The organism is Corynebacterium tuingiense, from assembly GCF_046718165.1.
Classification (GTDB): Bacteria; Actinomycetota; Actinomycetes; order Mycobacteriales; family Mycobacteriaceae; genus Corynebacterium.
In genome coordinates, this window is record NZ_CP177101.1 from 1,984,523 (window position 1) to 2,009,860 (window position 25,338).

The window sequence follows — 25,338 nt, forward strand, 5'->3', positions numbered from 1 at the left end:
GACTCAGCAAGCAGTTGCGCGGTTTGTGAGCTATCATTTCCTGCATGCGTACTGCCTACCGTGAACATCTGGACAACTTCTCGCACGACCTCATCGTCATGTGCGATACCGTCCGCACCATCATGGATCAGGCCTCCCAGGCGCTGCTCGATTGCGCCCTGGAACCCGCGGAGGAAGCGCTTAGCCTCACCGAGGAACTCGATGAGATTCGCTCCCGCTGCTCCGAACGCGCGGTAAAGCTTCTGGCTCTAGAAAATCCCATGGCCCAGGATCTGCGCCAGGTGGTCTCTTCCATCTACATCGTTGAGGATCTTTTCCGCATGGGCCAACTGGCCCAGCACATTGCCGATGCCGCGCGCCGTCGCCACCCTGAGGCCGTCGTGCCCGCTGAATACCTCGGATTCATGGAAGAGATGTTCCGCCTGACCCAGGAAATGGGTTCGGTGGTGCACGATATTTTGGTCACCCCTGATGCCGAGCTCTCCGTCAACCTGCGTTCCGATGATGATGCGGTGGACGATATTAACCACCACCTGCTGCGCATCCTCACCCAGCGTGACTGGGAAGGAACGGTGCGCCAGGCCGTAGAGACGGCGCAGATTACCCGCTACTACGAGCGCTACGCGGACCACTGCGTCTCCGTGGCTGGGCGCATCATTTACTTTGCCACCGGCCTATTGCCAGAAGAGTTTGAAAGAAAGCTCCAAGAGGATCAAAAGGACGCCGAGTTCGAGGCCCGCATGAACGAATTAGAGCGCCAATTCCGCCGCTAATAAACGCTAATAAAACTGCCACAAGGGCGGTACCTTCCTGCGCTGGAGGTACCGCCCTTTTCGGACAATCAGAGTCTACCTTTAGCCGAAGCGGCCAGAGATGTAGTCTTCGGTTTCCTTCTGGGAAGGGTTCTCAAAGATTCGGGTGGTTTCATCGAACTCCACCAGGTGTCCCGGCTTGCCGGTAGCTTCTAGGGAGAAGAAGCCGGTCTTATCGGACACGCGGGCGGCCTGCTGCATGTTGTGGGTCACGATGACGATCGTGAAGTTTTCCTTCAGCTCGTGGATAAGATCTTCCACGGCCAAGGTGGAAATTGGGTCCAGAGCGGAGCAGGGCTCGTCCATCAGCAGCACTTCTGGTTCCACGGCAATCGCGCGGGCGATGCACAGGCGCTGCTGCTGACCGCCGGAGAGGCCGCCGCCCGGCTTATCCAGGCGGTCCTTGACCTCGTCCCAGAGGTTAGCGCCGCGCAGGGACTGTTCGGCTACTTCCTTGAGCTTCTTCTTATTCTTCTCACCAGACAGCTTCAAGCCAGCAACCACGTTGTCCTCGATGGACATGGTGGGAAATGGGTTAGCCTTCTGGAATACCATGCCGATGGTATTGCGCACGGAAACTGGGTCGACCTTGGGCCCGTAGATATTGGTGCCATCGAGCAGGATCTCGCCCTTGACGGATGCACCCGGGATGACCTCGTGCATGCGGTTCAAGGTGCGCAGCACGGTGGACTTACCGCAGCCGGACGGGCCGATGAAGGCGGTCACGGCCTGCGCCGGGATCTGCATATTTACGTTCTGTACGGCGTGAAAATCGCCGTAGAAAATATCGACGTCATTGAGCTCGAGCTTAGACATTGTGGAGGTTTCTCCTCTTGAGGGGTGTAAAAGTGGCGGAATCGTGTGCGGCTATTTCTTGACCGAGAACTTCGCGGAAATTACTCGCGCCGCAATATTGAGGATGGCGATGAGGATAACCAGCGTCAGCGCTGCGCCCCACAGCTTATCCAGCACGGCAGGCTGCGCGCCCGCCTTGTACATATCAAGCATCATCAGCGGCAGTGAGGACTGCGAGCCCTTAAACGCATCCCAGTTGATGACCGAGGAGGAACCAACCAAGACCAGCACTGGCGAGGATTCACCCATCACGCGAGCAATGGCCAGCATGATGCCGGTCACGATGCCGGACAGGGCTGTCGGCAGCACGATGCGTGCAATGGTCTTCCACTTGGGCACGCCGAGGGCATAGGAGGCCTCGCGAAGGTCCATGGGAACCACGCGCAGCATCTCTTCGGTATTGCGCACCACGATGGGGATCATCAATAGGACCAAGGACAGGGCGACGGCAAAGCCGGAACGTCCAAAGCCGAAGAGCGTGATCCACATGGCGAAGATGAATAGCGCGGCCACGATGGAGGGCACGCCGGACAGGATGTCCACCATGAACGTGGTGATGCGGCCGAGCCAGCCACCCTTAGAGTATTCCACCAAGTAGATGGCGGTGAAGATACCGATCGGGATGGAGAGGATGGAAGCCAGGGCGGTTTGCACGAAGGTACCGACGATGGCGTGGGCGGCACCGCCGCCTTCGGCGCTATTCATCACGCCGCGCTGGGACAGCGTCCACCAGTCAGCGGAGAAAATCACGCCGCTACCGCGAGCAATGAGCTCCCACAGCACCCAGATCAGAGGGACCATCGCCAAAGCCATAGCGCCCCATACAACGACGGTGGCAATGCTATTAGCCGCCTTGCGGGAACCGGAGATGTCCAGGAAGGTTGCCCCACCAGCGGAGGCGGGCTTGTTATTTGTCGTAGTAGTCATTGTTGTCCTTCCTTACTTGCTCTTCACGATGGCGCGGGCAATGGCGTTGACGACAAACGTCAGCAAGAACAGCATCAAACCGGCGGCGATATAGGCACCGGCGCGCGTCTCGTTACCGAACTCGGCGGCCGCGAGGGCGATGGCCGTGGCGAAAGTGGTACCGCCATCGAAAAGCGAGAAGCGGAAGTCCACCAGGGGCGAGACCACCATGTACAGCGCCATGGTCTCACCCAGAGCGCGGCCCAAGCCCAGCATGGAGCCGGCGACGTAGCCGGACATGCCGAAGGGCAGGACGGTCATGCGGATGACTTCCCAGCGCGTAGCGCCCAGTGCCAAGGCGGACTCGATCTGGCCCGGAGGCGTTTGCACGAAGACCTCGCGGGCGGTGGCGGCGATAATCGGCAAAATCATCACGGCGAGCACGATGCCACCGGTGAAGAGGTTGCGGCCGGTAGCAAAGGCGGGCGAATTATCGTAATGAGTAAACAGGAAGAACCCACCGGCCCAGGACTCCATCCAGGTGTAGAAACTGGACAGGGCTGGGCCAAGGACCTGCCAACCCCACAGGCCGTAGACGATGGACGGCACTGCGGCCAGCATGTCCACCAAGAAACCCAGTGGCTTAACCAAGCGGGCCGGGGCGTAGTTGGACAAGAAGATGGCAATCGCAAGCGCGACTGGCATGGCCAGAATCAGCGCGAATACCGAGATGAGGACGGTGGTGCCGAACATGGTCGGGATACCGAACTTCATCGCAGAAGTATCGGTGGTCTCCCAGCGTTCACCGTGGGTGAAAAAGCCCAGTAGGCCATTCTCGTTCACGCTGAGCGCGGGGACGGCACGCCAGATGAGGAAGGCGGCAATCGCCGCGATCATCACGGTAATCAGCGTGGCAGAGGCCGTGGAGAGGAATTCGAAAATGCGGTCACCGGGGCGCTTGACGGAGCTACCGGAGCTGGAGGTAGCCAAGTCAGTCTCATTATCGCCACGGGTATGAGGCTGTTCGGCGCCAGAGACGGGAAGGGCCTCCGAGGTCGATGTCTGGGTGAGATTATTGTCTGCCATGAGACGTACTAATCCTTATTTGAAGTGGAACAAAGGGACATGCGATGTACATGCCTGCGCCCCCAAAGCGCGTCTCGAGGGCGGCAGTGGGGGCGGGCGGAATGTTATTTCGCGAGTTAAAGCGGGGTTTACGCGTTACTGCAGTGCGTCAACAGCGCTCTTCAGGCGGTCAAGGTGGTCACCCTTAACTGGGATGAAGCCCTGCTCTGCCAACTGGTCATCCTGGTGATCCAGAACGTCGTTGAAGAAGGTCTTGACCAGTTCAGCGGTCTCGTCATCGTAGCCAGCGGAGCAGACGATGTTGTAGGTGGTCAGGATGAGCGGGTATGCACCCTCAACATCGGAAGCGAAGAGAGCCTTGGAGTCAACGACCATGTCGTTCTCAGAAGCGGTGTCCTTGAACTCCAAGTTCTCTAGGGCCTTGTTGACGGTGTCGTCATTCAGCTCAACCGGGCCGTTGCCAAAGTCGATCTTGGCCTTCTTGACGCCGTCAGCTTCCTTCTGGTCAGCGAAGCCGGCCTCAACGTAGGTGATGGCACCCTCGATGTTTGCTACTTGGTCAGCAACGCCGGAGGAACCGTTTGCGCCCTCGCCTACAGCGTCAGGGAACTGCTTGCCTTCGCCGTCCCAGTTACCGGTGGAGGCGTTCAGGAACTTCTGGAAGTTATCGGAAGTACCGGACTCGTCAGAGCGGAAGATGACGTGGATGTCGGTGTCCGGCAGGTCTGCGCCCTCGTTATCAGCGGCGATGGCCTCGTCGTTCCACTTCTTGATCTCGCCCTTGAAGATCTTGGCAATGGTATCGGTGGAGAGGTTGATCTCTTGGTCACCCAGGTTATAAGCAATGGCAACCGGGCCGATGGTGGAAGGCAGGTGCCATGCGTCGTTGCCGTCGCAACGCTCCTTGGCGGCCTCAATCTGGCCGTCGTCTTCCTTCAACGGGGAGTCAGAACCAGCGAAGTCTGCCTGGCCGTTGATGAAAGCCTCAACACCCTTACCGGAACCGGAAGCGGTGTAGGACAGGTTTGCGTCTGGGTTGTCCTCTGCGAAGGCGGTGCCGAAGTAGGACATTGCGTTCTGCTGGGAGGATGCGCCCTCACCAACAAGCTCGCCAGCGACGCCGCTGCCGTCGGAGGAACCCGAGGAGTCAGAGGAGGTGTCCTCAGAACAAGCTACGAGAGCGGTAGAGGTAGCGACCACGAGGCCGAAGATAGCGGCAGAGCGCTTGAAGTTGCGAATCACGGGAAAACCCTTTCCGGTGCAGATCAGAGATTGATTGTCCGAGGAAACCGCATCCCCATAAAAAAGGGGAACCTACATCCCACGTCCGCTCTTCGGAAGCGGGGTGCAGGTGCGCAGGTGCGGCTTTCTCACAATCAGTAAAGCTAACCGGAGGAATTAACCAGCAGGGTGCCGTGAGGTAAACAATTAATGAACAAGCTAGAAAGTTGACATGACCTTAATCACACTAGCCCCAGACGACATGCTCTTCATCAACGGAAAAGCCTAGGCGCTTGTAGGCCTTCAGTGCCGGTTCATTGTCCGCTTCCACGTACAAAATAACCCGCTGAGCTCCCTTTTCTACCATGCGGCGCAGGCCAATCTGCAGCAATGGTCCGCCTAATTTTTGGCCGCGGTACGCCTCCGCAAGGCCCACCACGTAGACTTCACCAAACCCGGGATCTTCTTCCTCGTGCCACTTGGTCCAGTGGAAACCGGCCAGGGTCGGGTGCCCCTGCTCTTTCTCGTCCCAGAAGAACAAGACATCCCGGGGATCAAACCACTCGGCCTCCATGCCGCGGTGCAGGCGCTCTAAATCCCAGCCGCCTTGCTCTGGGTGCCAAGAAAAGGCCTCGTTATTAACGCGCAGCCACTCGCTTTCCACGGTGTCCTTGCCCCACTTGTCCACCGCCTCGCTGTAATTAGCGGCCTGCAGCGGCAGCTCGCCTACGTGCGCCGCGCTATCTAGATCGCTGCCATCGATGCCCATGACCACAAGGGTGCGGGTGACATTCAAGTCGCGGGATTCAGCCAAGGCCTGAGCGGGCTTGCCGTTGCCATGCGCCCAGGTCTCGAGGTTGGTGGTGGCGTTAGCGGTGGCATCGTAAAGCGCGGTGCCATAGCCCTTGCCGCGATAATCGGGGGCGATAAAAAGCTCCGCGGTGGAATCCTCGCGGCTGGATACGCCAATGGGCTCGCCATCCAGCCAAGCCACCAAGTGCTTATGGTGCAGGCGCTCATCGCGCAGGCCGTTGAGGAATTGCTCCGAAAGCGGGGCGATACCATCGGCCTTTTCCGCGTGCGCTGCCAGTTCTTCCAGGCTGCCCGCCAGCTCTGGGGAGGCGGGGAGGTTTTCTTCGGTGATATTCATGGTGTCCATAATACGTAGGCTAAATTTGAAGGCGTGAGTGTAGTCAAAGTCGACCGGCGCATTGTCCACGTCCTCATCCTGGTGGGCGTGGTCTTTGCCGCATGGGTGGCCGATGCCTGCGTGGCCATGCATTCTGAGCACAAGATTGCCCAGGAGGTAAAGGAGAACTCGCGGCTGGAAAACTCCCCCCAGGTGTATATCGGCGGCACCCCGTACCTGTTGGCGGCAGGCTCTAAAGAAATCCCCTACTTGCAGGTCAAGGCGCTCGACGTGGAGGTTCCCAAGCTGGGCATGGTCAATGCCTCGACCGTGCTGCGCGATATCACCGTTACCCCTGAGCAGGTAGTAAACGGCGATATTGAAGGCGCGCCCGTATCCACATATTCGCGCGGCATTTCCCTGGACGGCGTGGCGTTAGGGCGCCTTCTGGGCATTACCGATCTCTCCATTGCCAACCCGGATGATATTTCGCCCTCCGGCGGCGTTTCTGCCGAGGCGGAGCTTACCGGCACCCTGCCCGGCGATAAGGAAAAGTCCACCGCGATGGTCACGCTGCGGCTAGTGGGCCCGGAGTTTCGCATGGAGGTCTACGGCACCGATGATCCGCGCCTCAAGGAGGCGTTTTCCCTCAACTTCGATACGCGCGAGCTCCCGCTGCCGGCGCAGGCCACGATGGTAAGGCTGCAGGGCGGAACCCTTTACTTTGAGGTCCAGCGCCGCAATATCAAGGTCCAGATGGCTCAGCTATCCCCGCTGGAAATCGAGGGTTCGGAGCAACGGGCCGTTGAAGAGGCCGAAAAGAAGGCGGCCGATACCGCCAATAAGGTAGGTCCTGCCCCAGATGAGGACGAATCCTAACGAAGGCGAATAAAGTCCCGCAGCACTTCCTGCACGGAGCGCTGGGCCACCTGCCGCCTGTCTTGCGGCGCGTAGACCTCGATGGCATCGGCCACAGAGGTCAGCGTCACGTGGCGGAAGGTCCCCTCGGATTCGCCATCGGCCTGGAAGCGCTGCGGGGAGTGGCAATCGAGCTCGACGCGCTTGGCATCATCAAAGCCTAGGGTCTTCTCCTTCACCAGCCGCTTGAGCCAGCCGTGTTTATCGGCGCCAAAGAGGTGCAGCAGGCCGATGACCCCGCGCACGCCGCTGAGCTTTTCCAACCCAAAAAGGGCCAGACCCTCATCAAAGGAATTGCGCGGGTTGGTCACTACCGGCAAGGGGCCCAAGAAGGTCCAAGGGTTGGTATTAGAGGTAAATAGGAGCGGGAAGTCCTTTTTATGGAGTGTTTGCCCCAAACGGGATTCCGCGTACACCGTAATCTGCGGCGGGTTGCGGCGCGCGCGCAGCCAGGCCCGAATGGCCACATTGAGGTAGCGCAACGGGGTGGCGGAAAAGCCTTGTTCGCGGGCGCGGTCCACGCGCGCGAGGACGTCCGCGTCCATGCCAAAACCGGCGTTGACGGCAAACCAGCGGTCGTTCCAGGTGCCCAGGTAAATGGTGCGGCGCAGATCGCGCTCTAGCATGCGGGCCAAAACGTGGGTGGCCTCGACCGGCGTATTGGGAAAACCGAGGGCGCGGACGAAGACGTTCGCGGACCCGGTGGGAATGACTGCGAGTGCCGGTACCTCGTCAGGGCTGGGGAGATCCTCACCGGCTGGGCCCAGCAGGCCATTGACGATCTCATTGACGGTGCCATCGCCGCCCACGACAATGATGACATCATAATCATCCCTGGTCAGCCCCCGGACGATGTCCTCTGCATGCCCTGGGTAATGGGTGAATTTCACCAATAGGTGCATGCCTTCGACGGCCCGCAACGTGGGCACGATTTGGCGAAAGAGCCCGTTGGATTGCGAGGTCGAATTGGGGTTGGAAATCATCAGCGCATGCACAACAGCCCAGTCTAGTAGTTAAAGCACCCCCGGCACGACTAGGCTGGACGCCCATGAGCGAAAAGAACGAGAATACCAATACCCCGAACATCGAGACCGCCGCCGCATCCCACCCGGAAAACACCTCCGGCGCGCTCAATGGCAATGATGCGGTCAACCAGGCCGCCGAGCAGTGGAAGGATGCAGCCAGCCACAATATCCCCGCCATCGAGCTTGGCGATGCCCCCGTTCCCGCAGATACGGCCAATCTGCGCCAGGGCCCGTCACTGCACGATGGCCTGCTAGGCCTCCTCCCCCTCGTAGGTGTCTGGCAGGGCGAGGGCCAAGCCCACGACACCGATGGCAGCGAATACACCTTTGGCCAGCAGTTAGTTGTTGCCCACGACGGCGAGAATTACCTGACTTTTAGCTCGCGCACCTGGAAGATCGATACCGAGGGCAAGCCGCAGGGCCCGTCCACCCGCGAGACCGGTTTCTGGCGCATCTCCGCCAAGGATGAAATCGAGGTCACCTACACCTCTTCTACCGGCATCGTGGAAATCTTCTACGGCGAGCCCTTCAACGAGCGCGCTTGGCAGCTCGAATCCGCCTCCACCATGGTCACGGAGACCGGCCCGAAGAACTTGGGCCCCGGCAAGCGCATGTACGGACTCATGCCCAATAACAACCTGGGCTGGGTAGACGAGCGCATGGTCGATGGCGAGATGCGCCCCTATATGTCCGCCGAGCTCACCCGCATCGCTGGCTAGAGCTAGCTAAGCCCCTAACGCGGCATCGATAAGCCCCCGGATTTCTTCCTCGTTATCCGGGGCTTTTAACGTTTTCTCATTCAGCTTGGTCACCCGCACCGCCACGCGCACGGACGAGACCAGCCACACCGAATCGGACTTTTCTAAGTACTCCACCGTCAGCGGCTTGGCCTTGCAGCGATAGCCGCGGTCCTGGGCGTAATCAAAGAGCGCGGCCTGCGTGGTGCCGGGCAAAATGCCGCGCCCGGCGGCGGTGCGCAGCTTCTTTCCCCGCACCGCCACCACGGTAGAGGTAGCGCCCTCTAAGATTTCGCCGGTATCTGGATCCGTCAGGATGAGATCGTCGTAGCCCTTGTCCTTGGCCATGCGCAGCATCGCCATCGTCGCGGCGTAGTTCAGCGTCTTGGCCGGTAGCTCTTCGGCCACGTGCCACAGGCGCGGGCTCGTCAGGACGGTAACGCCGGTGGTGCGTTGGCGAAGCGGGGCATCGCCAAGCGGCTGCACCGTCACCCACGCGGTGGGCACGCCGGTCGAGGACCTGCCGCGGGTATAGGTCCAGGTGCATTTGGCATCGGGATGATCGGCATCGGTACCGCAATAATCCGCGATCGCCAGCCGGGTCGCCTCTTCCCACTTATCCATCGGCGGCTCCGGTAAGTCGAGCGCCCGCGCCGAATCGCGGAAGCGCTGCGCGTGGCGGGCAAGGTTGGCCGCCTTACCGTCGCGAACCAAAAGCGATTCAAAAATGCCATCGCCGCGGGTCACGGCGGCATCATCAGCATAGACCAGCGGCAGGGAGGGCGAATGCTTGCGCACCGACCCACCAAAAGGTTCCACGACGTAGATGACCGGCTCTTTTCGCGGGGAGGGTTTCATAGATTCGATTATGCCCTACCATCGGTAGATGTGAGTTATTCTTCGCCACTTCTTCAACGCGCCGGTGCCGCCGAGCACCAGGACGCGACTGTACTCGATGCCCAAGGTGTGGCCTGGCACTATGGCAATCCCCTCGGGGAACAGCGTGCGGCCGAGACCGAGACCATAGCCATCGACCGCTCGCAGCGCCGCGTGCTGCGCGTCAGCGGTGCTGATGCGCCGGGGTTTCTTAATAACCTGCTCTCGCAGAAGCTTGACGATGCCCCCTCCGGCTTCTCCGCCGGTGCCCTCGACCTGGATATCCAAGGCCACATTTTACACCACATGGATATCACCCGCGCGGGCGAGGACTTCTACCTCGACCTGCCCGCCGCGCAGTTCGAGTCTGCCCAAGACTTTTTAACCAAGATGGTCTTTTGGTCTGAGGTCACGGTCGAAGAAGCAGATATCGCGATCGTGACATTGCTGGGTGAACCCGATATTCCCACCCCACCCACCGTAGTCTTTTCCCGCGAGGTGCAGTGGCCGGGAATCAGGCGCATTGACCTGGGCATTCCGCGCGAACAGTTGGTGGAATCCATGGCCGCCCTAGAGGCAGAGGGCGCGCGGCTTGCCGGGCTCATGGCCTTTACCGCCGAGCGCGTGCGCGCCCGCGAGCCGGAGCTCGCCGCAGATTTGGATAAGAAATCCATCCCGCACGAGGTTCCGCAGTGGATTAGCCGCAGCGATGCTAACCCCGCCCACGTACACCTGAATAAGGGCTGCTACCGCGGCCAGGAAACCGTGGCCCGCGTGGAGAACCTGGGCCGCTCTCCTCGCCTCTTGGTGCTCCTCCACTTGGACGGATCCGCGCCGGAGAGGCCGAATGTGGGCGATGACATTACATTCAATGGCCGTAAGGTAGGTCGCATTGGAACCATCGTGGATGACTGCGACTTCGGCCCCATCGCCTTGGGTCTAGTAAAGCGTTCTGCGCTGGATGCAGGCACATTGGAAATCGGCGATACCGCGGCGTCGATTGATGCATCCTCCATCCCCGAAGATGAGGGCCCCAAGGCCGGGCGCGAGGCGGTAAACCGGCTGCGCGGGCGGTAGATTTTCCACTCATCGGGGGGCCGGTGCGGAATTTTTTCGTCACACGCGCTATTGTGTCTTACAGGAAGATACACAATTGACAAGCCGATGGGGCGCCCAAGAATCCCTGGAGCGCCCTACTAGCCCAAGGGGGTCATGCACATGGGACGCGGACGCGCTAAGGCAAAGCAGACCAAAGTTGCACGCCAGCTCAAGTACAACTCACCCGAGATGGATATCGAGTCCCTTCAGCGGGAACTCGCTGCTCAGCAGGAGGGTGACTCCCACGACTACGAAGAGGATGATCCCTACGCCGAGTATGTCGACGAATGGGATGAGGACAACGACGACGAGCGCTAATCTTCCGCTCGCCGGATAAATCCACAGAAGGCCTTAGGTTTTTAACCTAAGGCCTTCCTCTTGTACCTAGAAGTTTGAGTGTTCGCCCTGCATGATAACGCGCGGTTCTTCGCCGTCTGCTTCGCGGACGCTGCCCAGCTCCCACGCATCAATGTGGCGGGCGGTGAGCATGGCCAAGGCGCGGTCGCGGTCCTCCGGATTGACCACGGCAATCATGCCCACGCCCATGTTGAAGGTCTTTTCCATCTCCGCCAGCTCGACCTTGCCCATGGACGAGATGAGCTTAAAGATCTGGCCCGGATTCCACGTGGAGCGGTTGACCTCAGCGCTCAGGCCCTCTGGAATAACGCGCTCCAGATTGCCGGCCAACCCGCCGCCGGTGACGTGGCAGAAGGTGGATACGGAGCATTCCTGCGCCAGCGCCAGGCATTCCTTGGCGTAGATGCGAGTGGGTTCCAAAAGCTCCTCCCCTAGCGGGCGGCCGAGCTCTTCCACGTACCCGTCTAGCGGCATGCCCGCCTGCTCCAGCAAGACGTGGCGCGCGAGCGAGTAGCCATTGGAGTGCAGCCCAGACGAGCCCATGGCGATGAGTACATCGCCCTCGCGCACGTTGTCTGGGCCCAACACGCCATCGGCCTCAACCACGCCGACGGCGGTAGCGGAGACGTCGTATTCGTTCTCCCCCATCATGCCTGGATGCTCGGCGGTCTCGCCGCCGAGCAGTGCAGCGCCTGCCTGCACGCAGCCCTCGGCAATGCCCTTAACTACCTCGGCTACCTTTTCCGGCACGACCTTGCCCACGGCGATGTAGTCCTGCAGGAATAGTGGCTCGGCGCCGCAGACGACTAGGTCATCGACGCACATGGCCACCAGATCGATGCCGATGGTGTCGTGCTTATCCATGGCCTGCGCAACGGCGAGCTTGGTGCCCACGCCATCGGAGCCAGCGGCGAGGATGGGTTCCTTGTAATCGCCCAGCTTGAAGAGCCCCGCAAAGCCGCCGAGGCCGCCCATGACCTCCGGGCGGGTGGCGCGCTTGGCGTGTGGGGCAAATAGGCTTACCGCGCGGTCGCCTTCTTCGATATTGACGCCGGCTGCGGCGTAGGTGTTGTCACTCATGTTTTTAAAAGTTCCTTAAGTGTTTTTATTGGGTTCCGAGCAGGGTGCGCACGGCATCGGCATTGGGGTTTCCGGCGGGAAGGCCAAGGGGGTAATCGCCGGAGAAGCAGGCGGTGCACAGCTCGGAGCGAGGCTGCTCGGTGGCGGCGACCATTTCATCGATGGAGACAAAGCCCAAGGAGTCAGCGCCGATGGTCTCGCAGATGGTGGAGCAAATCTCTTCCGGGTCATCGGACGGACTGGCGTTGGCAATGAGCTCGCCGGGCGAAGCGAAGTCGATGCCGTAAAAGCACGGCCACTTCACCGGCGGGGAGGCAATCCGCACGTGGACCTCGGCGGCGCCGGCCTCGCGCAGCATGCGGATAAGCGCGTGCTGGGTATTGCCTCGCACGATGGAATCATCCACCACGACGAGCTTTTTGCCGTCGATGACCTCGCGCAACGGGTTAAGCTTTAGCCGGATACCCAGCTGGCGCAGGGTCTGCGTGGGCTGAATAAAGGTGCGGCCTACATACGCGTTTTTCACCAAGCCGTGGGCGAAGGTGATGCCGGATTCGCGGGCGTAGCCCACCGCGGCCGGGTTGCCGGATTCCGGTACGGGGATGACCAGGTCTGCATCCTCAACCGGGTATTCGCGGGCCAGGCGGCGGCCGATCTCCACGCGGGAGGCGTTGACGGAGCGGCCCTTGATATCGCTATCCGGGCGGGCCAAGTACACGTACTCGAAAACGCAGCCGCTGCGCTTGACGGGCGCGAAGTTTTCAGAGCGGATGCCGGCCTCATCGATGGCGACGAGCTCGCCCGGCTCGATTTCGCGAATAAATTGCGCGCCACAGATATCCAACGCGCAGGTTTCGGAGGCAACGACCCAGCCCTTGGCCAGTCGGCCCAGCACCAGCGGGCGCACGCCTTGCGGGTCGCGCGCGGCGTACATGGTGTGGCCATCGGTAAAGGTCAAGCAGAATGCGCCCTTCACCCGCGGCAGGAGCTCGCGGGCGGAGTCGAAGACGGAGGTGGTGTCATCGACGCCATCGGCAAGCAGCATGGACAAGCACATCGAGTCAGAAACCGATTCCTCGTGCGGCTTAATCAGGCCGCGCTCGACGGCCTCTGCACGCAGCTCGAGGTAATTGACCAGGTTGCCGTTGTGGCCCAAGGCAATATCCACGCCCGTAGAGGAGGTGGAAAACATCGGCTGCACGTTGGACCATTCCTTGCCACCGGCCGTGGAATAGCGCGTATGGCCCACCGCCACATTGCCGTTTAAGGCAGAAAGGGTCGATTCATCGAAGATATTGGCCACCAGGCCCATGTCTTTGAAGACGACGATGCGGTCATCATCGCCCACCGCAATGCCGGCGGCTTCTTGGCCGCGGTGCTGGAGAGCAAAAAGGCCAAAGTAGGTAAGTTTGGAGACTTCCTCCCCGGGAGCCCAGACGCCAAAGACGCCACACTCTTCGCGGGGTTCCTCCTCGTTACGATCGTCAAGGTCAGTGATACTAGGAGTATGTACTTCTACCACGGCGTTTATATTAGCGCGTTGGGCCGTCGAAAACTAACGGAATAATCGGCAGCCACTGTGCAATCTCCCCTGAACGCGACCCGGAGGCATCGACGCGACCTGTGTTTTTGACCTCGTCCCAGTCCGTGACACCGGTGGCCAAACGCAGCCAGGTCTCCGCATCCATTTCCACCACATTGGGTGGGGTGCCGCGCGTGTGACGGGGGCCTTCAATGCACTGCACCGCAACAAATGGGGGTACGCGCAGCTCCACCGAATGCCCCGGCGCGTCGGCCTCGAGGGTGCGGGCGGTGCGACGGACGGCATCGGCAAGCAGGGCCCTGCCTGGCTTTTGTTGCCCGTCCGGGTCCTGAATCCAGTCCTTGATGGCGATTATGGCCGCGCGCGTGGCGGCGGGATCTACGGGTTTAGGCATAGCCACAGCATAGCTACTGTTATCTTATTGTTTATGTCACCTACTGACGCTGCTGCGGAAACCCAAAAGTCCCCTACCCTGACGCTGCGCTTTATGGCATCGCCAACCGATGTCACCATGGCCGGCGCCCCCGGCATCAATGGCGGACGCGTGCTGGAGTGGATCGATAAGGCCGCCTACGCCTGCGCCGTGCAGTGGTCCGGGCAGTACTGCGTGACCGCCTATGTGGGCCATATCCACTTCACCCGGCCCATTCCCTCCGGGCACATCGTGGAGGTGCGCTCGCGCATCGCGATGACCGGCCGGTCCTCCATGCACATCATCAACGAAGTGCTGTCTGCTGATCCCCGCGAGGGCATTTTCACCCGCGCTTGCGATTGCCTAGTCATCTTCGTGGCCAAGGACCCCGAAAGCGATAAGACCACCCCGGTGCCCACCTTCGTGCCCGATACCGATGAGCACCTGCGCGTGGCCGAGGCCGCGAAATCCCGCATCGAGCTGCGCAAGGCCATCGAGCTCGAGATGGATAAGCAGACCTACGATGGGCCTTCCGATGCCCCGCGCATGGTCAACCGCTTTTTGGCCAAGCCCACCGACGTCAACTGGGGCGGCAAGGTGCATGGCGGCACCGCGATGCAGTGGATCGACGAGGCCGGCACCGCCTGCACCATGGAGTGGTCCGGCGAGCGCACCGTCGCCGTCTATGCCGGTGGCATCCGCTTTTATAAGCCCATTTCCATCGGCGATCTCATTGAGGTCGATGCCCGCATGATGCGCACGGACCGCCGCTCCATGCAGATGTCCATCCACGTCCGCGCCGGCGATCCCCGCGGCGGCCGCGATAACCTCAACACCGCCATTCACGCCACCGTGGCCTATATTGCCCTGGACCGCGACGGGCAGCCGCTGACCGCGCGCACCTTTACCCCACAGACGGAAGAAGATATCCGCTTGGCCGAGCACGCCAATATCTTGCGCGAGCTGCGCGGCGAATATTCCCCGAAGCCGCTCATCGTGGCGCCGCACTACCAGCACGTGGATTAATTTTTCAGCACATTTTCTTTTGCGCGGCGCCCGCGCACCAGCGTGGTATTAAATTGGTTACAGAGACCACGCTAGAGAAATGAGTTGATATGTCTAACCCACGCCTGCGCCGCAAGGTGCAGTACTCCGCCGCTTTAGTTGCCTCCGCACTGCTGCTGGCCTCCTGCCAGAACCCGGCCAACCAGGAGGATAAAGATGAGGCTTCGGCTACGCCGACGACTACCTCTTCTTCTACCTCCGCGGAAAAGACCTCAGAAGCATCTTCCACGGCATCGAGTTCTAGTTCCGCTACCAGCTCCAGCAGCGCCAGCAGCTCCGCCACAAGCTCTTCCACCACTTCCACCAAATCAAGCGGCTCCCACGCCAAGCAGCGCTCCGAAATCGAGGGGCATGTGGTGGTGCTTTCTACCGGCGGCACCATCGCCAGCACCCACGATGACAAGGGCGCGGTGGTGCCCACCGTCAAGGGCTCTGACTTGGTGGACCCGCTGTACTCCGAGTTCAACAAAGACAAGTTGGAACTTGAGGTCAAAGACATTGCCAACCTGGATTCTTCTGCGATGACCTTGGCCGATACCGATAAAATCATCACCGCCGTACAAGAGCAGCTAGAGCGCGATGACGTCGATGGCGTAATCGTCACCCACGGCACCGATTCCATGGAAGAAACCGCCATTGCGCTCGATACTTTCCACGACAGCGATAAGCCCGTCGTACTCACCGGCGCAATGCGCCCGTTCGATGACGATGATCCAGACGGCCCAGAAAACCTCGCTACCGCGGTAGAGACTGTCACCAACCCGGACTATGCCGGCCACGGCGCATTCATCGCCTTTGGCGGCAAGGTTATCCCCGCCCGCGGCGCGTTCAAATCTGATACGGAAAAGGCCGATGGCTTTGCTACCAACAGCCAGGAGAAATTCCCAGAACGCCCCTATCCGCTGAAGTACGCTCCGCTTGGCGATGTCCGCGTGGACATCATCGCCGCCTACCCCGGCGCCCCAGCGGATCTCATTGAGCAATCCTTGGCCAAGGGCGCACAGGCCATCGTCATTGAGGGCATGGGTTCAGGAAATATCGGCCCCGATCTGGCTAATGCCGCCGTGGAAGCCGCCAAGTCCGTTCCCGTCGTGCTTACTACCCGCGTGGATCACGGGCCCGTTGAGGGCATCTACGGCGGCGCCGGAGGCGGTGCCACGCTTGCCGATGCCGGCGTCATCCCCTCCGGCAACCTCCGCGCACCCCAAGCCCGCATGCTGCTCGCAGCCGCAGTTGCCACGGGAACGGACGCACAGAGGCTCTTTCCCACTGCAGAATGAGGCCGTATACTTTAGCGCGACGCTGAAAGGAGGAGAGCATGGCAGAAATTTTCGACGTTGGACAGTACATTACTGAGCGCATTCCCAATGTGGACAAGCTCAAGCTGTACAAGCTGTGCTACTTCTCCCAAGGCTGGCATCTGGCGTGGACGGGTCGCCCATTATTCCAGGCGGAGTTTCAAGCGTGGCGACATGGCCCTGTTTCCCGCGAACTGCGCACTCAAACCTGGCAGGTAGCAGGGACCAAAGAGCCCTGGCCGGTCCCCTATGTTCCCGGTGGCCTGTCCGACAATCTCAGCACATACGAACGTGCAGTAGTAGATAGCATCATCGCGTTTTACGGCGGAGTTGAATCGATCCGGCTTTCTGACTTGAGTCATGGCCTTGCCTGGAACGAGCTCCTCCAAGAGTTCTCCCAGGCGATGATCTCCGGCGAGCCCACCCCGCGACCTCCGCTACAACCAGCAGAAGTTCTTTTGCCTAATGTTGACCTCAACGGGGATGTGGATGAAGTTTTAGCCACACCACAGGCCAAGGAAATCGAACAAGACTGGTGGGAGACTTTCCGGATTCTCGCTGACCGTTAACCAGACGGATTTGCGGCAAGGATTGATCATCCTGGCGCATGCTGCCCTGTTCAATAACACGGCAATTACGGTCTAGGCAGCGCCAACGACCACTTGCCATACCGCCACGAGATGCACCACTGCCGCCGCGATGGTCGCGGTGTGGAAGTGCTCGTGATAGCCGTAGTAGCGCGCATTGCGCCCAGGCCACTTAAAGCCATAGACCAGCGCACCTACGGAGTAAACCACGCCGCCGGCCAGCAATAGCCAGACCACTGCTGCGCCGGCATCGCTCCACAGCGTGGGTAGTAGCGGCAGCACCAACCAGCCCAGCGCTAGGTACACCACAACATCGAGCCACCGCGGGTGCTCAATCCACACTAGGTTCAAAATCACGCCCAAGATCGCGCCCGCCCACGCAATGGCGAGCATCCATGCTGCCTGCGCTGGGGATAACGCAATCAAACACAACGGGGTGTATGTGGCGGCAATGAATACCGCAATCGTGGCGTGGTCCGCCCGCCGCCACCATTGCACCGCTCGGGGGCTAGGCCACGGATAGCGGTGGTACAGCGCCGAGACGCCAAAAAGCCCTACCAATCCTAGGCCATAGACGGTAACGCCTAGACCCTGCCACCAGTGCAGCGTCATCCACGCATACGTGATGAGAACGGTGGAGGCGATCACCGATAGCAACGCCGCCAGCGCATGACCCCATCCACGGGTCAGCGGCCGCTCGCCGCGATCCGCCATCCAATAGGTGCGCTGCACCAAGCCTTCTTTCAAGGGATGCTCTCCCGCCTCTTTTGTTCCTTCAGCATGTATCTGAGCCACAGCGATACTTCTTTCTCCCACCAGAGCTAAGTTACGTTACCGTAAGTCTACTGAGGGGAGTAAAGAGCTTCAAGGAAAAGGAGAATCTAATCCTTTTCGCCAGAATCCATCCCATCTACGAGCCACATGGTTTCCATTAACGCATGGGTAAAGCCCGATCTCCATCATCGACCCTTGTAGGAGTATATTTATTCATTGGAATTCCGTTCGGATTGCGCAGTCTCCCACGAGCATGAGGAAGCAAATAACCTGAAATGTTAAAAGTTCGGAATGACATGAAAATTCCTCCGCTAGGGCCTGCCTGGGCGGGAGCACTCATGGGACTATCGATCTCCTCATCCCTCATCGATACGCACTTAAGCCCGGTGATTGGACGCCTCCCTGCCGAAATCATGCTCGGCGTGGCAACTCTTGTCTTCTTGGCGCTCACGGCGGGATTCATTAAGTACCGAAATCCAGGTTTTCATTCCGACGACATGCCTGCATGGGGCATGGTTTCCATGGGCATCCTTGCCTTGGGCAGCGCCTACTCCCTCATCTTTGATGCCTGGTCAATTCACGCTGTGTGTTGGGCCGTGGGAACCGTCCTCAGCGTGATTACCTGCTTAAAGTATGTAAAGTATCTTCTCTTCAATCATCCCACTAATCCCGCCTTTGCCTTAGGGCTTCCGCTGGTGGCACCTATGGTTTCCGCCACTGCTTCGGCACAGCTGGCAACGCACGCTGGCGAGTGGAGCTCGGTCATCCACGGCATCGGCGTGTTCTGCTTCGTCTTGGCTTGGGTGACGGGAATGCCGATATTCGCCTTCGTTTACCGGCGTACCTTCCCCAAGGTTCCCACTAACTTCGCTGCCACCGCTTGGATCCCACTGGGGTTGGTCGGCCAGTCCACCGCCGCAGCGCAGCTACTCGCCGGCGACCAATGGCATTTTCGCGCCATGGTCTATGGTGTAGCGATGCTGAGCTTAGGCGTGCCGCTGTCGGTCTATGCCATCGCCAAGCATTGGGGTGCCGCCCTGGGTAATACCCCAATGTCTTATAACCCCAGCTGGTGGGCCAGCACCTTCCCCGTAGGCACCTGCTGCCTTGGCACCCACACCCTGTCCACGCAGCCCGCGGCGCTGGCGTGGGGCTTGGGCTGGATGGATACCGTGAGCGCCGCCCTGCTGGTCCTGCTTCTCTTCCACGTCACTTGGGCTGCTTTCGGAGCTATCAAAACCGTTTCCGAGCATTTCAAGGTCAGTCAAGTAAGCCACGCATAACCCCAGGGGTTTCGGGAGCCTAAGAAGCTTGCGGATCGTGCTCGGCGAAGAATTGGGGCATCGCCTGGAGCAAGTGCTGATTCCACACTCCATGGGCGCTGAGGGCGGATGCGTGGTCAGCGTGTGGGCGCACGTACTCGCTCAGGTCGATGTTCTTTTCATGCGCTATGCGGCGAAAGTCGTCATAGCTTTCCGGCGGGACGAGGCGATCGTTGTCACTGCGCACTATCCTGATGGGCGGCATGTCCTTGGTGAGGTGCGTAGCCGAGGTGACGAAATCCGCACGGTCTGGATATTCCTCGGGCGTTCCACCGAGGTATTTCTGCACGGTATCGCGGGAACCCTGCGCGGCATAGGGATCGTCAGAATCATAGATGTGGCGGACGTCGAGGGCCGGTGAATCCGCATACACGGCGCGGGGAACGGCCGGTGTGCCAGGGCAATCGGTGGGAGGTAGGTGGTTGGGGCGCGCGGCGGCATCGGCAGTCGCATTCAGCACCAACTGTCCGCCAGCAGATTCGCCGTACATAAAGAAGCGCTCCGGGTCGCCGTCATAATCCGCTGCATGGGCATGGACCCAATTCATCGCGCAGCCCACCTGCCCCGCTGCCACCTTCCACGTGGGCTGCTCCCAACTGGACAGCGTGTAATCGATGGATAATACGAGGTAGCCGCGCTGCGCCATCTGCCGCATATTAAATGCCTGGGAGTGCTTGTTCATCTGATCCCAGCCGCCGCCGTGGACGTACATCATGACCGGGTGGGTGCCGCCATCATTGGGCCTATAAATATCCATATCCAGGTCCTCACCGTGGAAAGAATCGTAGGCCACCGTGTGATCAGGACCCTCGTCGGTGCTTTCCACACCAGCCCAACTCAACGCGGCGCGAATATCTACGTCGGTCCCCTGCTCCTTCGCGGCGTGAATCTGCGTCCCAAAAAGCGCTATGCCTGCAATGAACGCAACCGCCGCAAACGCGCCTGGCACGTAGAAGCTGCGGGAGCCGAACCTTCCTAGCACCGCAAGGACTAGGAGAAATAGGGAAAAGATAACAACCGGACCGACATACTGCGGGCCGATGAGCGCACCCGCGCCCCAATAGGGAATATGCGGCGTAAACGGCGCCACCGCAAGCCACAGTGCGAGGAAAGCGACAAGCGCAAGCGGGACGGACAGCAACCGGGCAACGATCTTCATACCGGCAACGTTAGTCCTCGTTTCTGGGAATTCGTGGTGGTGATTGCAGCTCCAGTGGGCGCATTTTCTTCTATGACGTTTCACTGCACTCTGCGGCTAACGAGAGTCTCTAAAACTCCTTGTCTCCACACCAGTGCCCGCGCTGATGAAGAAGCGATCTCGGAACTCTTCATTATCTTCGTCAGCCCCTGCTTCTTCCCAACACGCAGCCAAAAGATCGTTACCAGAATTGAATCCATAGGCTGCTGACACTGGTTCAAGCCGCTTTGCCAAGCTCTTTAATCGAACGCCTTCTTTTCGCAAGGAGTCCACGACGAGAGTCGCCAAATAATTGAATTCCATTATTTGGGAGGCCAGGTCCTCCACCGTCTTTTCTACTGAGGTTACGAGCAATCCGTCGATATTTTCTATATCCCCGACCCCTATTTCACGATCGTCATAAATGTGGATATCATTCTGACTGGTTTGTTTCCGCAAGGAAGCCGAGAAAGTCTGTGTATTCGGAATCAAATCACCAATGCTATGGATAAGTGCTGCGGACTCATGAGACACAACGATCTTATTGTCGGCGTCTATACGTTCTACCGCAAATAGATTTGGTTCAAGGGATATCCAAGCTTCCCTGACATCCGTTAATGGACCAAGCTGAACTGAGGGAAGAAGGTAGATGCCTCTGCGTGCGCGCGTTAGGATCTCGCTCCCTGCCAAGCGATTTATGTGGAGGCGAGAAATACCTTCGCGTTGAGCCTGAGCCGTAGTGATAATGCCCCACTGATTTGCCGCTAAGGATTCTAGCCGCGCCAGAATTTCTACAGCTTTCATTTCGGCACCGAACCCCTCTACCCTTGGCCTCTTTCTTTACTTGTATCAACCAGAGGGATACAAGTAAAGACGGATTGAGTACCTACGTTGCACAGGCTTGAAAGCAAAAAGCCCGGCTTAAAGCCAGGCTTGAGCTAGGCGATGCTAGAGGCCGGCTTACCCCACAACAGAATTAGCGCCCACGACGGCGTAGCCGAAGAGCTCACGCAAGGTGGAGAACCATGCCTCAACCAGCTGGGAGATGGCCACGGATTCGCTGCCTAAGGAAAGCGCCTCGGTTTCAGAAGTCTCACCCACGATGGCCGCGATGGAGGCATCCTCGTCCACGGCGGAGAGATCGAGGCCGAGGCCGGCGGCATCGGCAAGCGCATTCAGCACCGCCTGACCGCCGCGGACATACACCATCACTGAGTGGGTGCCACCATCATCGGGCGGATAGCAGCCGGGCAGCGATCTTCAAGTCCTCGGTTTCCGGAGAGGCGTGGTGGCGGCTTTAGCGGAGAAAAGCCGCCTACTAACTCGCCTTTTTGAAGGAAAGGCGGCGGTCCCGCAGAGGCAAGGCGTCCTTCCGGCTTAGCTCCGCGATACACAGTGCGATGACGAAGCCCACCAAGACGATCAACGAGGACCACGACAACCACATATCAGAATCTGCCTTGGCCAGCGGTGGGAATGAGAAGAGACCCAAGACCGGCACAACATAAATGATGCGATTCTGCCCGCGGGCCAGAACGCCCAGCAGTGGCAATACGGCGCACAAGACGTAATGGTCCCACAAGATATTGGAGGTAGCCGTAAGAACCGTAAAGATGCCGACGGCAGCAATGCGCCACGGCTCCTGTGACCGCAAAGCGGTAATAATAACCAGCGCAATCAATGCCAGGGCTACAAAAGGCGGAATAAGGCTGGCAGCCAGTGAAGGATCATGAACGATAGTGACAAGAATGCTTTCATCTTCAACGCGGTTGGTGCTGAGCTGGGAAGCAATCGATCCGTTGACAGGAGCGACCATTATTGCCGCCTTGATGTCCTGAAGGGTATCCCACCAAGAGGTAAATACGTCCCAGCCAGAAACGACGATTGAGTAGAGTACAGCAACGGCTCCTGTCCCGAGTGCTACCAATCCCGTTTTGCGCGCCCGCGGGAAAACCACGCAGATGAGCACGAGAATAATGGGGGTTAGCTTCACTGCAGATACAAGCCCTAGTGCAATTCCCGCGCGCACTGGGTGCACGCGAGCAGCAGCAAGGCCGTATGCAACTCCCGCAAAAATCAGCGGGCTCGTCTGGCCAAGAAACAACGATGATTGAAAAGCTATCGATGCCCAGCCCAAGACGATTCCAAAAAGCAAGGCCATGGTCGGTATCTCTTCTTCAAACCACAAGAACCAGGCGGAGACTATCAGCACCACCAACGCCCAACCGGAAGCAATCGCGAGCAATATCACGGAAACATCAAAACTCATGACTCGCACGACCAAGCTCATCACATCCGCGAGAAAGGGGACGTGAACATAAGGGTGCGGGAATTCAGTGACATCAGAGTGGGCGATGGTATCTAACCACACATCACCACGTGGCAATGCAAAATCGCGTTCATCAATTCTATATAAATACTCCCGATTTCCATCGCGGACGAGCAATCCAGCAATCCATAGCGCACCCCAGTCACCGTAATTCAGTTTTCCGGCGGAAATTACGGCAACCACGAGGCCAAACACCAGCCCAATACCATGGTGGTACCACCGCAGCACTGTTGATGCGGGCGCGGAGGCTTGATGGCGGGAATGCGCGCTCATGGGACTCCTAATATAAAAATTTCGATTCGAGACAGAGAGAAAGGGCGATGCTCATTGGGCAACGGCCCCGATCACCGAAGATAGTCTAAATGCTCCTCAAGCCCGGCCAAAGCCGGGCTTGAGCTAAGCGGTGACAGGGGCTGGCTTACTCCACAACGGAGTTGGCACCCACGGCGTGACCGAAGAGGTCAGGCAAGGTGGCAGACCATGCCTCAACCAGCTGGGAGATGGCCACGGATTCGCCGCCCAGGGTAAGGGCACCGGTTTCGGTGGTCTCGCCCACGATGGCCGCGGGGATGCCGAGCTCTGCCGCACGGGCGAGCACCTTATCGGCGCGGTCAGCGGTGGTGGCCACGAGCGCGCGGGAAGCGGACTCGGAGAAGGCCGCGGTGAAGGCGTCCTCGTGCACGGCGGCGAGATCAAGGTCGAGGCCGAGGCCGGCGGCATCGGCAAGCGCACCAGCGCGCTTCGCCATTTCAAAGGCGGCGACGGCCAGGCCGCCCTCGGAGACATCGTGCGCGGCGGTGAGCAAATCGTTGCCGTGGAAGAAGTCCGCAAGGCGCTTCTCATTGGCCATGTCCACCTGCGGCGGCAGGCCATTGAGGTTGTCCTTATCGGCGCCCTCGGCGCTGACCAGCTGCCAGATGGAACCGCCGAACTCATCCTTGGTCTCACCCAAGGCGATGAGGACTTCCTTCTCATTGACGGTGCCCAGGTTATTGCCAATGGCCTTGTGCACATCATCGATAACGCCGAGCACGCCCACGACCGGGGTGGGCAGGATGGGCTCGGAGCCGGTCTGGTTGTAGAAGGAGACGTTGCCGCCGGAGACGGGGATAGAAAGTTCAACGGCGGCATCGGCAAGCCCATGTACGGATTCGCGGAACTGCCACATCACGTCCGGGTTTTCCGGCGAGCCGTAATTCAGGCAGTTGGTAATCGCAACGGGCTTGGCGCCGGTGACCGCGACGTTGCGGTAGGCCTCTGCCAGGGCCAGGCGCGCGCCCATGTTCGGATCCAGCTTGGTGTAGCGGCCAGAAGCATCGGCGGAAACGGCGACGCCGCGGCCGGTTTCCTCATCGATGCGCAGCACTCCCGCGTCCGCGTGGTGGGACTGGACGGTATTGCCGCGCACGTAGCGGTCATACTGGTTCATGATGAAATCGCGCGAGCACAGCGAGGGCGAAGAGACGAGCTTCTGCAGGGATTCCACCAGGCCGCGCTTGTCCGTGCCCTGGTATTTCTGCAGCTCATCCTGCCACTCGGGGCGGGCGTAAGGGCGCTCGTACACCGGCGCTTCATCCGCGATGGTGCCAGCCGGCGCATCGACCACGACCTCGCCCTGGTGGCGAATGACCAGGTGGTCACCCTCACTAACCTCACCGATTTCGGCACAGGTGACCTCCCAGTGCTCACAGATTTCGCGGAACTTCTCCACGTTTTCCGGTGCCACGACGGCGCACATGCGCTCCTGGGACTCGGAGGCGAGGATTTCCGCGGCGGTCATGTTTTCCGCGCGCAGCGGCACGGCATCGAGGTTGACCTCCATGCCGCCATCGCCGGACGCGGCCAGCTCAGAGGTGGCACACGCCAGGCCGGCACCGCCCAAGTCCTGGATGCCCACCACAACACCGGCGTGGTAGAGGTCCAGGCAGCATTCGATAAGCACCTTTTCCGCGAAGGGGTCGCCCACCTGCACGGCAGGAAGCTTGCGCTCCGCGCCGTCTTCAAAGGTATCGGAGGCCAGTACGGATACGCCGCCGATGCCATCCAGGCCGGTGCGGGAACCGAAGAGCATGACCTTATTGCCAGTGCCGGAGGCGAAGGCGAGCTTGAGGTCATCGACCTTGAGCGTGCCCACACACAGGGCATTGACCAGCGAGTTTCCCGCATAGGTTTCATCAAAGACGGTTTCTCCGCCAATATTGGGCAGGCCCAAGGAGTTGCCGTAGCCGCCCACGCCGGAGACGACGCCGGGTAGCACGCGCTTGGTATCGGGGGCATCGGCAGGCCCAAAGCGCAGCTGATCCATCACGGCAATCGGGCGCGCCCCCATGGCCATGATGTCGCGGACGATGCCGCCCACGCCGGTGGCCGCGCCCTGGTAGGGCTCCACGTAGGAGGGGTGGTTGTGCGATTCCACGCGGAAGGTCACCGCATTGCCATCGCCGATGTCCACCACGCCGGCGTTTTCACCAATGCCGGCGAGGATCTTCTCCCCCATCTCCTCCGTCATGGTCTCACCAAAGTAGCGCAGGTGCGTCTTGGAAGACTTATAGGAGCAGTGCTCGGACCACATCACGGAGTACATGGTCAGCTCCGCGTCGGTGGGGCGCCGGCCCAGAATATCGTGGATGCGCTGGTATTCGTCATCCTTCAGGCCGAGCTCAACGTACGGCTGCTGCTCATCCGGGGTGGACTGCGCCTTGTCTACGGTGTCATTAGAAACGGTCATGTA

At 59.9% G+C, this 25,338-nt stretch carries 25 protein-coding genes; 9 read left to right on the forward strand and 16 right to left on the reverse strand.

Annotated elements, in window-relative coordinates; genetic code table 11:
• Positions 1-44 precede the first annotated feature (44 nt).
• Complete coding sequence (gene phoU / locus ACLI1T_RS09485; protein ID WP_349853235.1) at positions 45-773, forward strand: phosphate signaling complex protein PhoU; 729 nt, start codon at positions 45-47, stop codon at positions 771-773.
• Between the two features lie 81 nt (positions 774-854).
• Here the strand turns inward: phoU and pstB are convergent, their stop codons facing one another.
• From pstB to mshD, 5 genes are all read right to left on the reverse strand, one after another.
• The gene (gene pstB, locus ACLI1T_RS09490; protein WP_005279626.1) at positions 855-1,628 is read right to left on the reverse strand and encodes a phosphate ABC transporter ATP-binding protein PstB; all 774 of its coding nucleotides are present in this window, start codon (positions 1,626-1,628) and stop codon (positions 855-857) included.
• A 51-nt stretch (positions 1,629-1,679) separates the two neighbouring features.
• Positions 1,680-2,594 (reverse strand): phosphate ABC transporter permease PstA, encoded by a 915-nt coding sequence (gene pstA, locus ACLI1T_RS09495; protein WP_023023811.1) that lies wholly within the window; start codon positions 2,592-2,594, stop codon positions 1,680-1,682.
• A 12-nt stretch (positions 2,595-2,606) separates the two neighbouring features.
• The gene (pstC, locus tag ACLI1T_RS09500; RefSeq protein ID WP_411702518.1) at positions 2,607-3,659 is read right to left on the reverse strand and encodes a phosphate ABC transporter permease subunit PstC; all 1,053 of its coding nucleotides are present in this window, start codon (positions 3,657-3,659) and stop codon (positions 2,607-2,609) included.
• A 135-nt stretch (positions 3,660-3,794) separates the two neighbouring features.
• Positions 3,795-4,901 (reverse strand): phosphate ABC transporter substrate-binding protein PstS, encoded by a 1,107-nt coding sequence (gene pstS, locus ACLI1T_RS09505; protein ID WP_023023815.1) that lies wholly within the window; start codon positions 4,899-4,901, stop codon positions 3,795-3,797.
• 226 nt (positions 4,902-5,127) lie between these two features.
• Complete coding sequence (mshD, locus tag ACLI1T_RS09510; RefSeq protein ID WP_411703313.1) at positions 5,128-6,030, reverse strand: mycothiol synthase; 903 nt, start codon at positions 6,028-6,030, stop codon at positions 5,128-5,130.
• 33 nt (positions 6,031-6,063) lie between these two features.
• Here mshD and ACLI1T_RS09515 point away from each other — a divergent pair, with 33 nt between their 5' ends.
• Positions 6,064-6,888: a DUF2993 domain-containing protein gene (locus tag ACLI1T_RS09515; RefSeq protein ID WP_023023819.1), complete on the forward strand. Its 825-nt coding sequence runs from the start codon at positions 6,064-6,066 to the stop codon at positions 6,886-6,888.
• On the opposite strand, the gene ACLI1T_RS09520 is transcribed toward ACLI1T_RS09515, so the two are convergent.
• Positions 6,885-7,922 carry a diacylglycerol/lipid kinase family protein gene (locus tag ACLI1T_RS09520; protein WP_411702519.1) on the reverse strand — a complete coding sequence of 346 codons (1,038 nt, stop codon included), beginning with the start codon at positions 7,920-7,922 and terminating at the stop codon, positions 6,885-6,887. The genes ACLI1T_RS09515 and ACLI1T_RS09520 overlap by 4 nt on opposite strands.
• Positions 7,923-7,975: 53 nt before the next feature.
• Here ACLI1T_RS09520 and ACLI1T_RS09525 point away from each other — a divergent pair, with 53 nt between their 5' ends.
• Positions 7,976-8,671, forward strand: coding sequence for an FABP family protein (locus ACLI1T_RS09525; protein ID WP_411702520.1), 696 nt, complete (start codon positions 7,976-7,978; stop codon positions 8,669-8,671).
• A 6-nt stretch (positions 8,672-8,677) separates the two neighbouring features.
• Here the strand turns inward: ACLI1T_RS09525 and ACLI1T_RS09530 are convergent, their stop codons facing one another.
• On the reverse strand, positions 8,678-9,547 hold the full coding sequence (locus ACLI1T_RS09530; RefSeq protein WP_411702521.1) for an aminodeoxychorismate lyase: 870 nt from the start codon (positions 9,545-9,547) through the stop codon (positions 8,678-8,680).
• A gap of 30 nt (positions 9,548-9,577) precedes the next feature.
• Between ACLI1T_RS09530 and ACLI1T_RS09535 the strand changes: the two genes are divergently transcribed.
• Positions 9,578-10,642, forward strand: a complete 1,065-nt coding sequence (locus ACLI1T_RS09535; protein ID WP_023023828.1) for a YgfZ/GcvT domain-containing protein — start codon at positions 9,578-9,580, stop codon at positions 10,640-10,642.
• A gap of 141 nt (positions 10,643-10,783) precedes the next feature.
• On the forward strand, positions 10,784-10,981 hold the full coding sequence (locus ACLI1T_RS09540) for a DUF3073 domain-containing protein (RefSeq protein WP_023023830.1): 198 nt from the start codon (positions 10,784-10,786) through the stop codon (positions 10,979-10,981).
• A gap of 66 nt (positions 10,982-11,047) precedes the next feature.
• On the opposite strand, the gene purM is transcribed toward ACLI1T_RS09540, so the two are convergent.
• The 3 genes from purM to ACLI1T_RS09555 are packed head-to-tail and all read right to left on the reverse strand — an operon-like array spanning position 11,048 to position 14,037.
• Positions 11,048-12,100, reverse strand: a complete 1,053-nt coding sequence (purM, locus tag ACLI1T_RS09545) for a phosphoribosylformylglycinamidine cyclo-ligase (protein ID WP_023023832.1) — start codon at positions 12,098-12,100, stop codon at positions 11,048-11,050.
• Positions 12,101-12,125: 25 nt separating this feature from the next.
• Positions 12,126-13,622 (reverse strand): amidophosphoribosyltransferase, encoded by a 1,497-nt coding sequence (gene purF, locus ACLI1T_RS09550; protein ID WP_023023835.1) that lies wholly within the window; start codon positions 13,620-13,622, stop codon positions 12,126-12,128.
• A gap of 10 nt (positions 13,623-13,632) precedes the next feature.
• Positions 13,633-14,037 (reverse strand): sterol carrier family protein, encoded by a 405-nt coding sequence (locus tag ACLI1T_RS09555; protein ID WP_023029522.1) that lies wholly within the window; start codon positions 14,035-14,037, stop codon positions 13,633-13,635.
• 33 nt (positions 14,038-14,070) lie between these two features.
• Between ACLI1T_RS09555 and ACLI1T_RS09560 the strand changes: the two genes are divergently transcribed.
• From ACLI1T_RS09560 to ACLI1T_RS09570, 3 genes are all read left to right on the forward strand, one after another.
• On the forward strand, positions 14,071-15,081 hold the full coding sequence (locus tag ACLI1T_RS09560) for an acyl-CoA thioesterase (protein ID WP_023023838.1): 1,011 nt from the start codon (positions 14,071-14,073) through the stop codon (positions 15,079-15,081).
• An 89-nt stretch (positions 15,082-15,170) separates the two neighbouring features.
• Entirely contained in the window at positions 15,171-16,400 is a 1,230-nt protein-coding gene (locus ACLI1T_RS09565; RefSeq protein ID WP_411702522.1) for an asparaginase, read from the forward strand.
• Positions 16,401-16,438: 38 nt separating this feature from the next.
• Positions 16,439-16,987 (forward strand): Panacea domain-containing protein, encoded by a 549-nt coding sequence (locus ACLI1T_RS09570; protein WP_411702523.1) that lies wholly within the window; start codon positions 16,439-16,441, stop codon positions 16,985-16,987.
• Positions 16,988-17,059: 72 nt separating this feature from the next.
• Here the strand turns inward: ACLI1T_RS09570 and trhA are convergent, their stop codons facing one another.
• Complete coding sequence (gene trhA, locus ACLI1T_RS09575; RefSeq protein WP_232208563.1) at positions 17,060-17,719, reverse strand: PAQR family membrane homeostasis protein TrhA; 660 nt, start codon at positions 17,717-17,719, stop codon at positions 17,060-17,062.
• A 356-nt stretch (positions 17,720-18,075) separates the two neighbouring features.
• On the opposite strand from trhA, the gene ACLI1T_RS09580 reads away from it, so the two are divergent.
• Positions 18,076-19,062, forward strand: coding sequence for a TDT family transporter (locus tag ACLI1T_RS09580; RefSeq protein ID WP_411702524.1), 987 nt, complete (start codon positions 18,076-18,078; stop codon positions 19,060-19,062).
• Positions 19,063-19,081: 19 nt separating this feature from the next.
• On the opposite strand, the gene ACLI1T_RS09585 is transcribed toward ACLI1T_RS09580, so the two are convergent.
• The 5 genes from ACLI1T_RS09585 to purL all read right to left on the reverse strand — a co-directional run bounded on the left by ACLI1T_RS09585 (position 19,082) and on the right by purL (position 25,335).
• Positions 19,082-20,260, reverse strand: a complete 1,179-nt coding sequence (locus ACLI1T_RS09585; RefSeq protein WP_411702525.1) for an alpha/beta hydrolase fold domain-containing protein — start codon at positions 20,258-20,260, stop codon at positions 19,082-19,084.
• A 96-nt stretch (positions 20,261-20,356) separates the two neighbouring features.
• Positions 20,357-21,082, reverse strand: a complete 726-nt coding sequence (locus ACLI1T_RS09590; protein ID WP_411702526.1) for a type IV toxin-antitoxin system AbiEi family antitoxin domain-containing protein — start codon at positions 21,080-21,082, stop codon at positions 20,357-20,359.
• Between the two features lie 156 nt (positions 21,083-21,238).
• A complete protein-coding gene (locus tag ACLI1T_RS09595; RefSeq protein WP_156904628.1) occupies positions 21,239-21,490 on the reverse strand; it encodes a hypothetical protein in 252 nt (83 codons plus the stop codon).
• Between the two features lie 106 nt (positions 21,491-21,596).
• Positions 21,597-22,880: a glycosyltransferase family 87 protein gene (locus ACLI1T_RS09600; RefSeq protein WP_411702527.1), complete on the reverse strand. Its 1,284-nt coding sequence runs from the start codon at positions 22,878-22,880 to the stop codon at positions 21,597-21,599.
• Between the two features lie 145 nt (positions 22,881-23,025).
• On the reverse strand, positions 23,026-25,335 hold the full coding sequence (gene purL / locus ACLI1T_RS09605) for a phosphoribosylformylglycinamidine synthase subunit PurL (RefSeq protein WP_411702528.1): 2,310 nt from the start codon (positions 25,333-25,335) through the stop codon (positions 23,026-23,028).
• Between the last annotated feature and the right edge of the window lie 3 nt (positions 25,336-25,338).

Excerpts from the sequence above, each read along its gene's own strand:
- phoU (WP_349853235.1), top strand. The coding sequence starts at position 45 with ATGCGTACTGCCTACCGTGAACATCTGGACAACTTCTCGCACGACCTC.
- pstB (WP_005279626.1), bottom strand. The coding sequence starts at position 1,628 with ATGTCTAAGCTCGAGCTCAATGACGTCGATATTTTCTACGGCGATTTT.
- pstA (WP_023023811.1), bottom strand. The coding sequence starts at position 2,594 with ATGACTACTACGACAAATAACAAGCCCGCCTCCGCTGGTGGGGCAACC.
- pstC (WP_411702518.1), bottom strand. The coding sequence starts at position 3,659 with ATGGCAGACAATAATCTCACCCAGACATCGACCTCGGAGGCCCTTCCC.
- mshD (WP_411703313.1), bottom strand. The coding sequence starts at position 6,030 with ATGAATATCACCGAAGAAAACCTCCCCGCCTCCCCAGAGCTGGCGGGC.
- ACLI1T_RS09525 (WP_411702520.1), top strand. The coding sequence starts at position 7,976 with ATGAGCGAAAAGAACGAGAATACCAATACCCCGAACATCGAGACCGCC.
- ACLI1T_RS09530 (WP_411702521.1), bottom strand. The coding sequence starts at position 9,547 with ATGAAACCCTCCCCGCGAAAAGAGCCGGTCATCTACGTCGTGGAACCT.
- ACLI1T_RS09540 (WP_023023830.1), top strand. The coding sequence starts at position 10,784 with ATGGGACGCGGACGCGCTAAGGCAAAGCAGACCAAAGTTGCACGCCAG.
- purM (WP_023023832.1), bottom strand. The coding sequence starts at position 12,100 with ATGAGTGACAACACCTACGCCGCAGCCGGCGTCAATATCGAAGAAGGC.
- ACLI1T_RS09555 (WP_023029522.1), bottom strand. The coding sequence starts at position 14,037 with ATGCCTAAACCCGTAGATCCCGCCGCCACGCGCGCGGCCATAATCGCC.
- ACLI1T_RS09560 (WP_023023838.1), top strand. The coding sequence starts at position 14,071 with ATGTCACCTACTGACGCTGCTGCGGAAACCCAAAAGTCCCCTACCCTG.
- ACLI1T_RS09565 (WP_411702522.1), top strand. The coding sequence starts at position 15,171 with ATGTCTAACCCACGCCTGCGCCGCAAGGTGCAGTACTCCGCCGCTTTA.
- ACLI1T_RS09570 (WP_411702523.1), top strand. The coding sequence starts at position 16,439 with ATGGCAGAAATTTTCGACGTTGGACAGTACATTACTGAGCGCATTCCC.
- trhA (WP_232208563.1), bottom strand. The coding sequence starts at position 17,719 with ATGGCGGATCGCGGCGAGCGGCCGCTGACCCGTGGATGGGGTCATGCG.
- ACLI1T_RS09580 (WP_411702524.1), top strand. The coding sequence starts at position 18,076 with ATGAAAATTCCTCCGCTAGGGCCTGCCTGGGCGGGAGCACTCATGGGA.
- ACLI1T_RS09585 (WP_411702525.1), bottom strand. The coding sequence starts at position 20,260 with ATGAAGATCGTTGCCCGGTTGCTGTCCGTCCCGCTTGCGCTTGTCGCT.
- ACLI1T_RS09590 (WP_411702526.1), bottom strand. The coding sequence starts at position 21,082 with ATGAAAGCTGTAGAAATTCTGGCGCGGCTAGAATCCTTAGCGGCAAAT.
- ACLI1T_RS09600 (WP_411702527.1), bottom strand. The coding sequence starts at position 22,880 with ATGAGCGCGCATTCCCGCCATCAAGCCTCCGCGCCCGCATCAACAGTG.
- purL (WP_411702528.1), bottom strand. The coding sequence starts at position 25,335 with ATGACCGTTTCTAATGACACCGTAGACAAGGCGCAGTCCACCCCGGAT.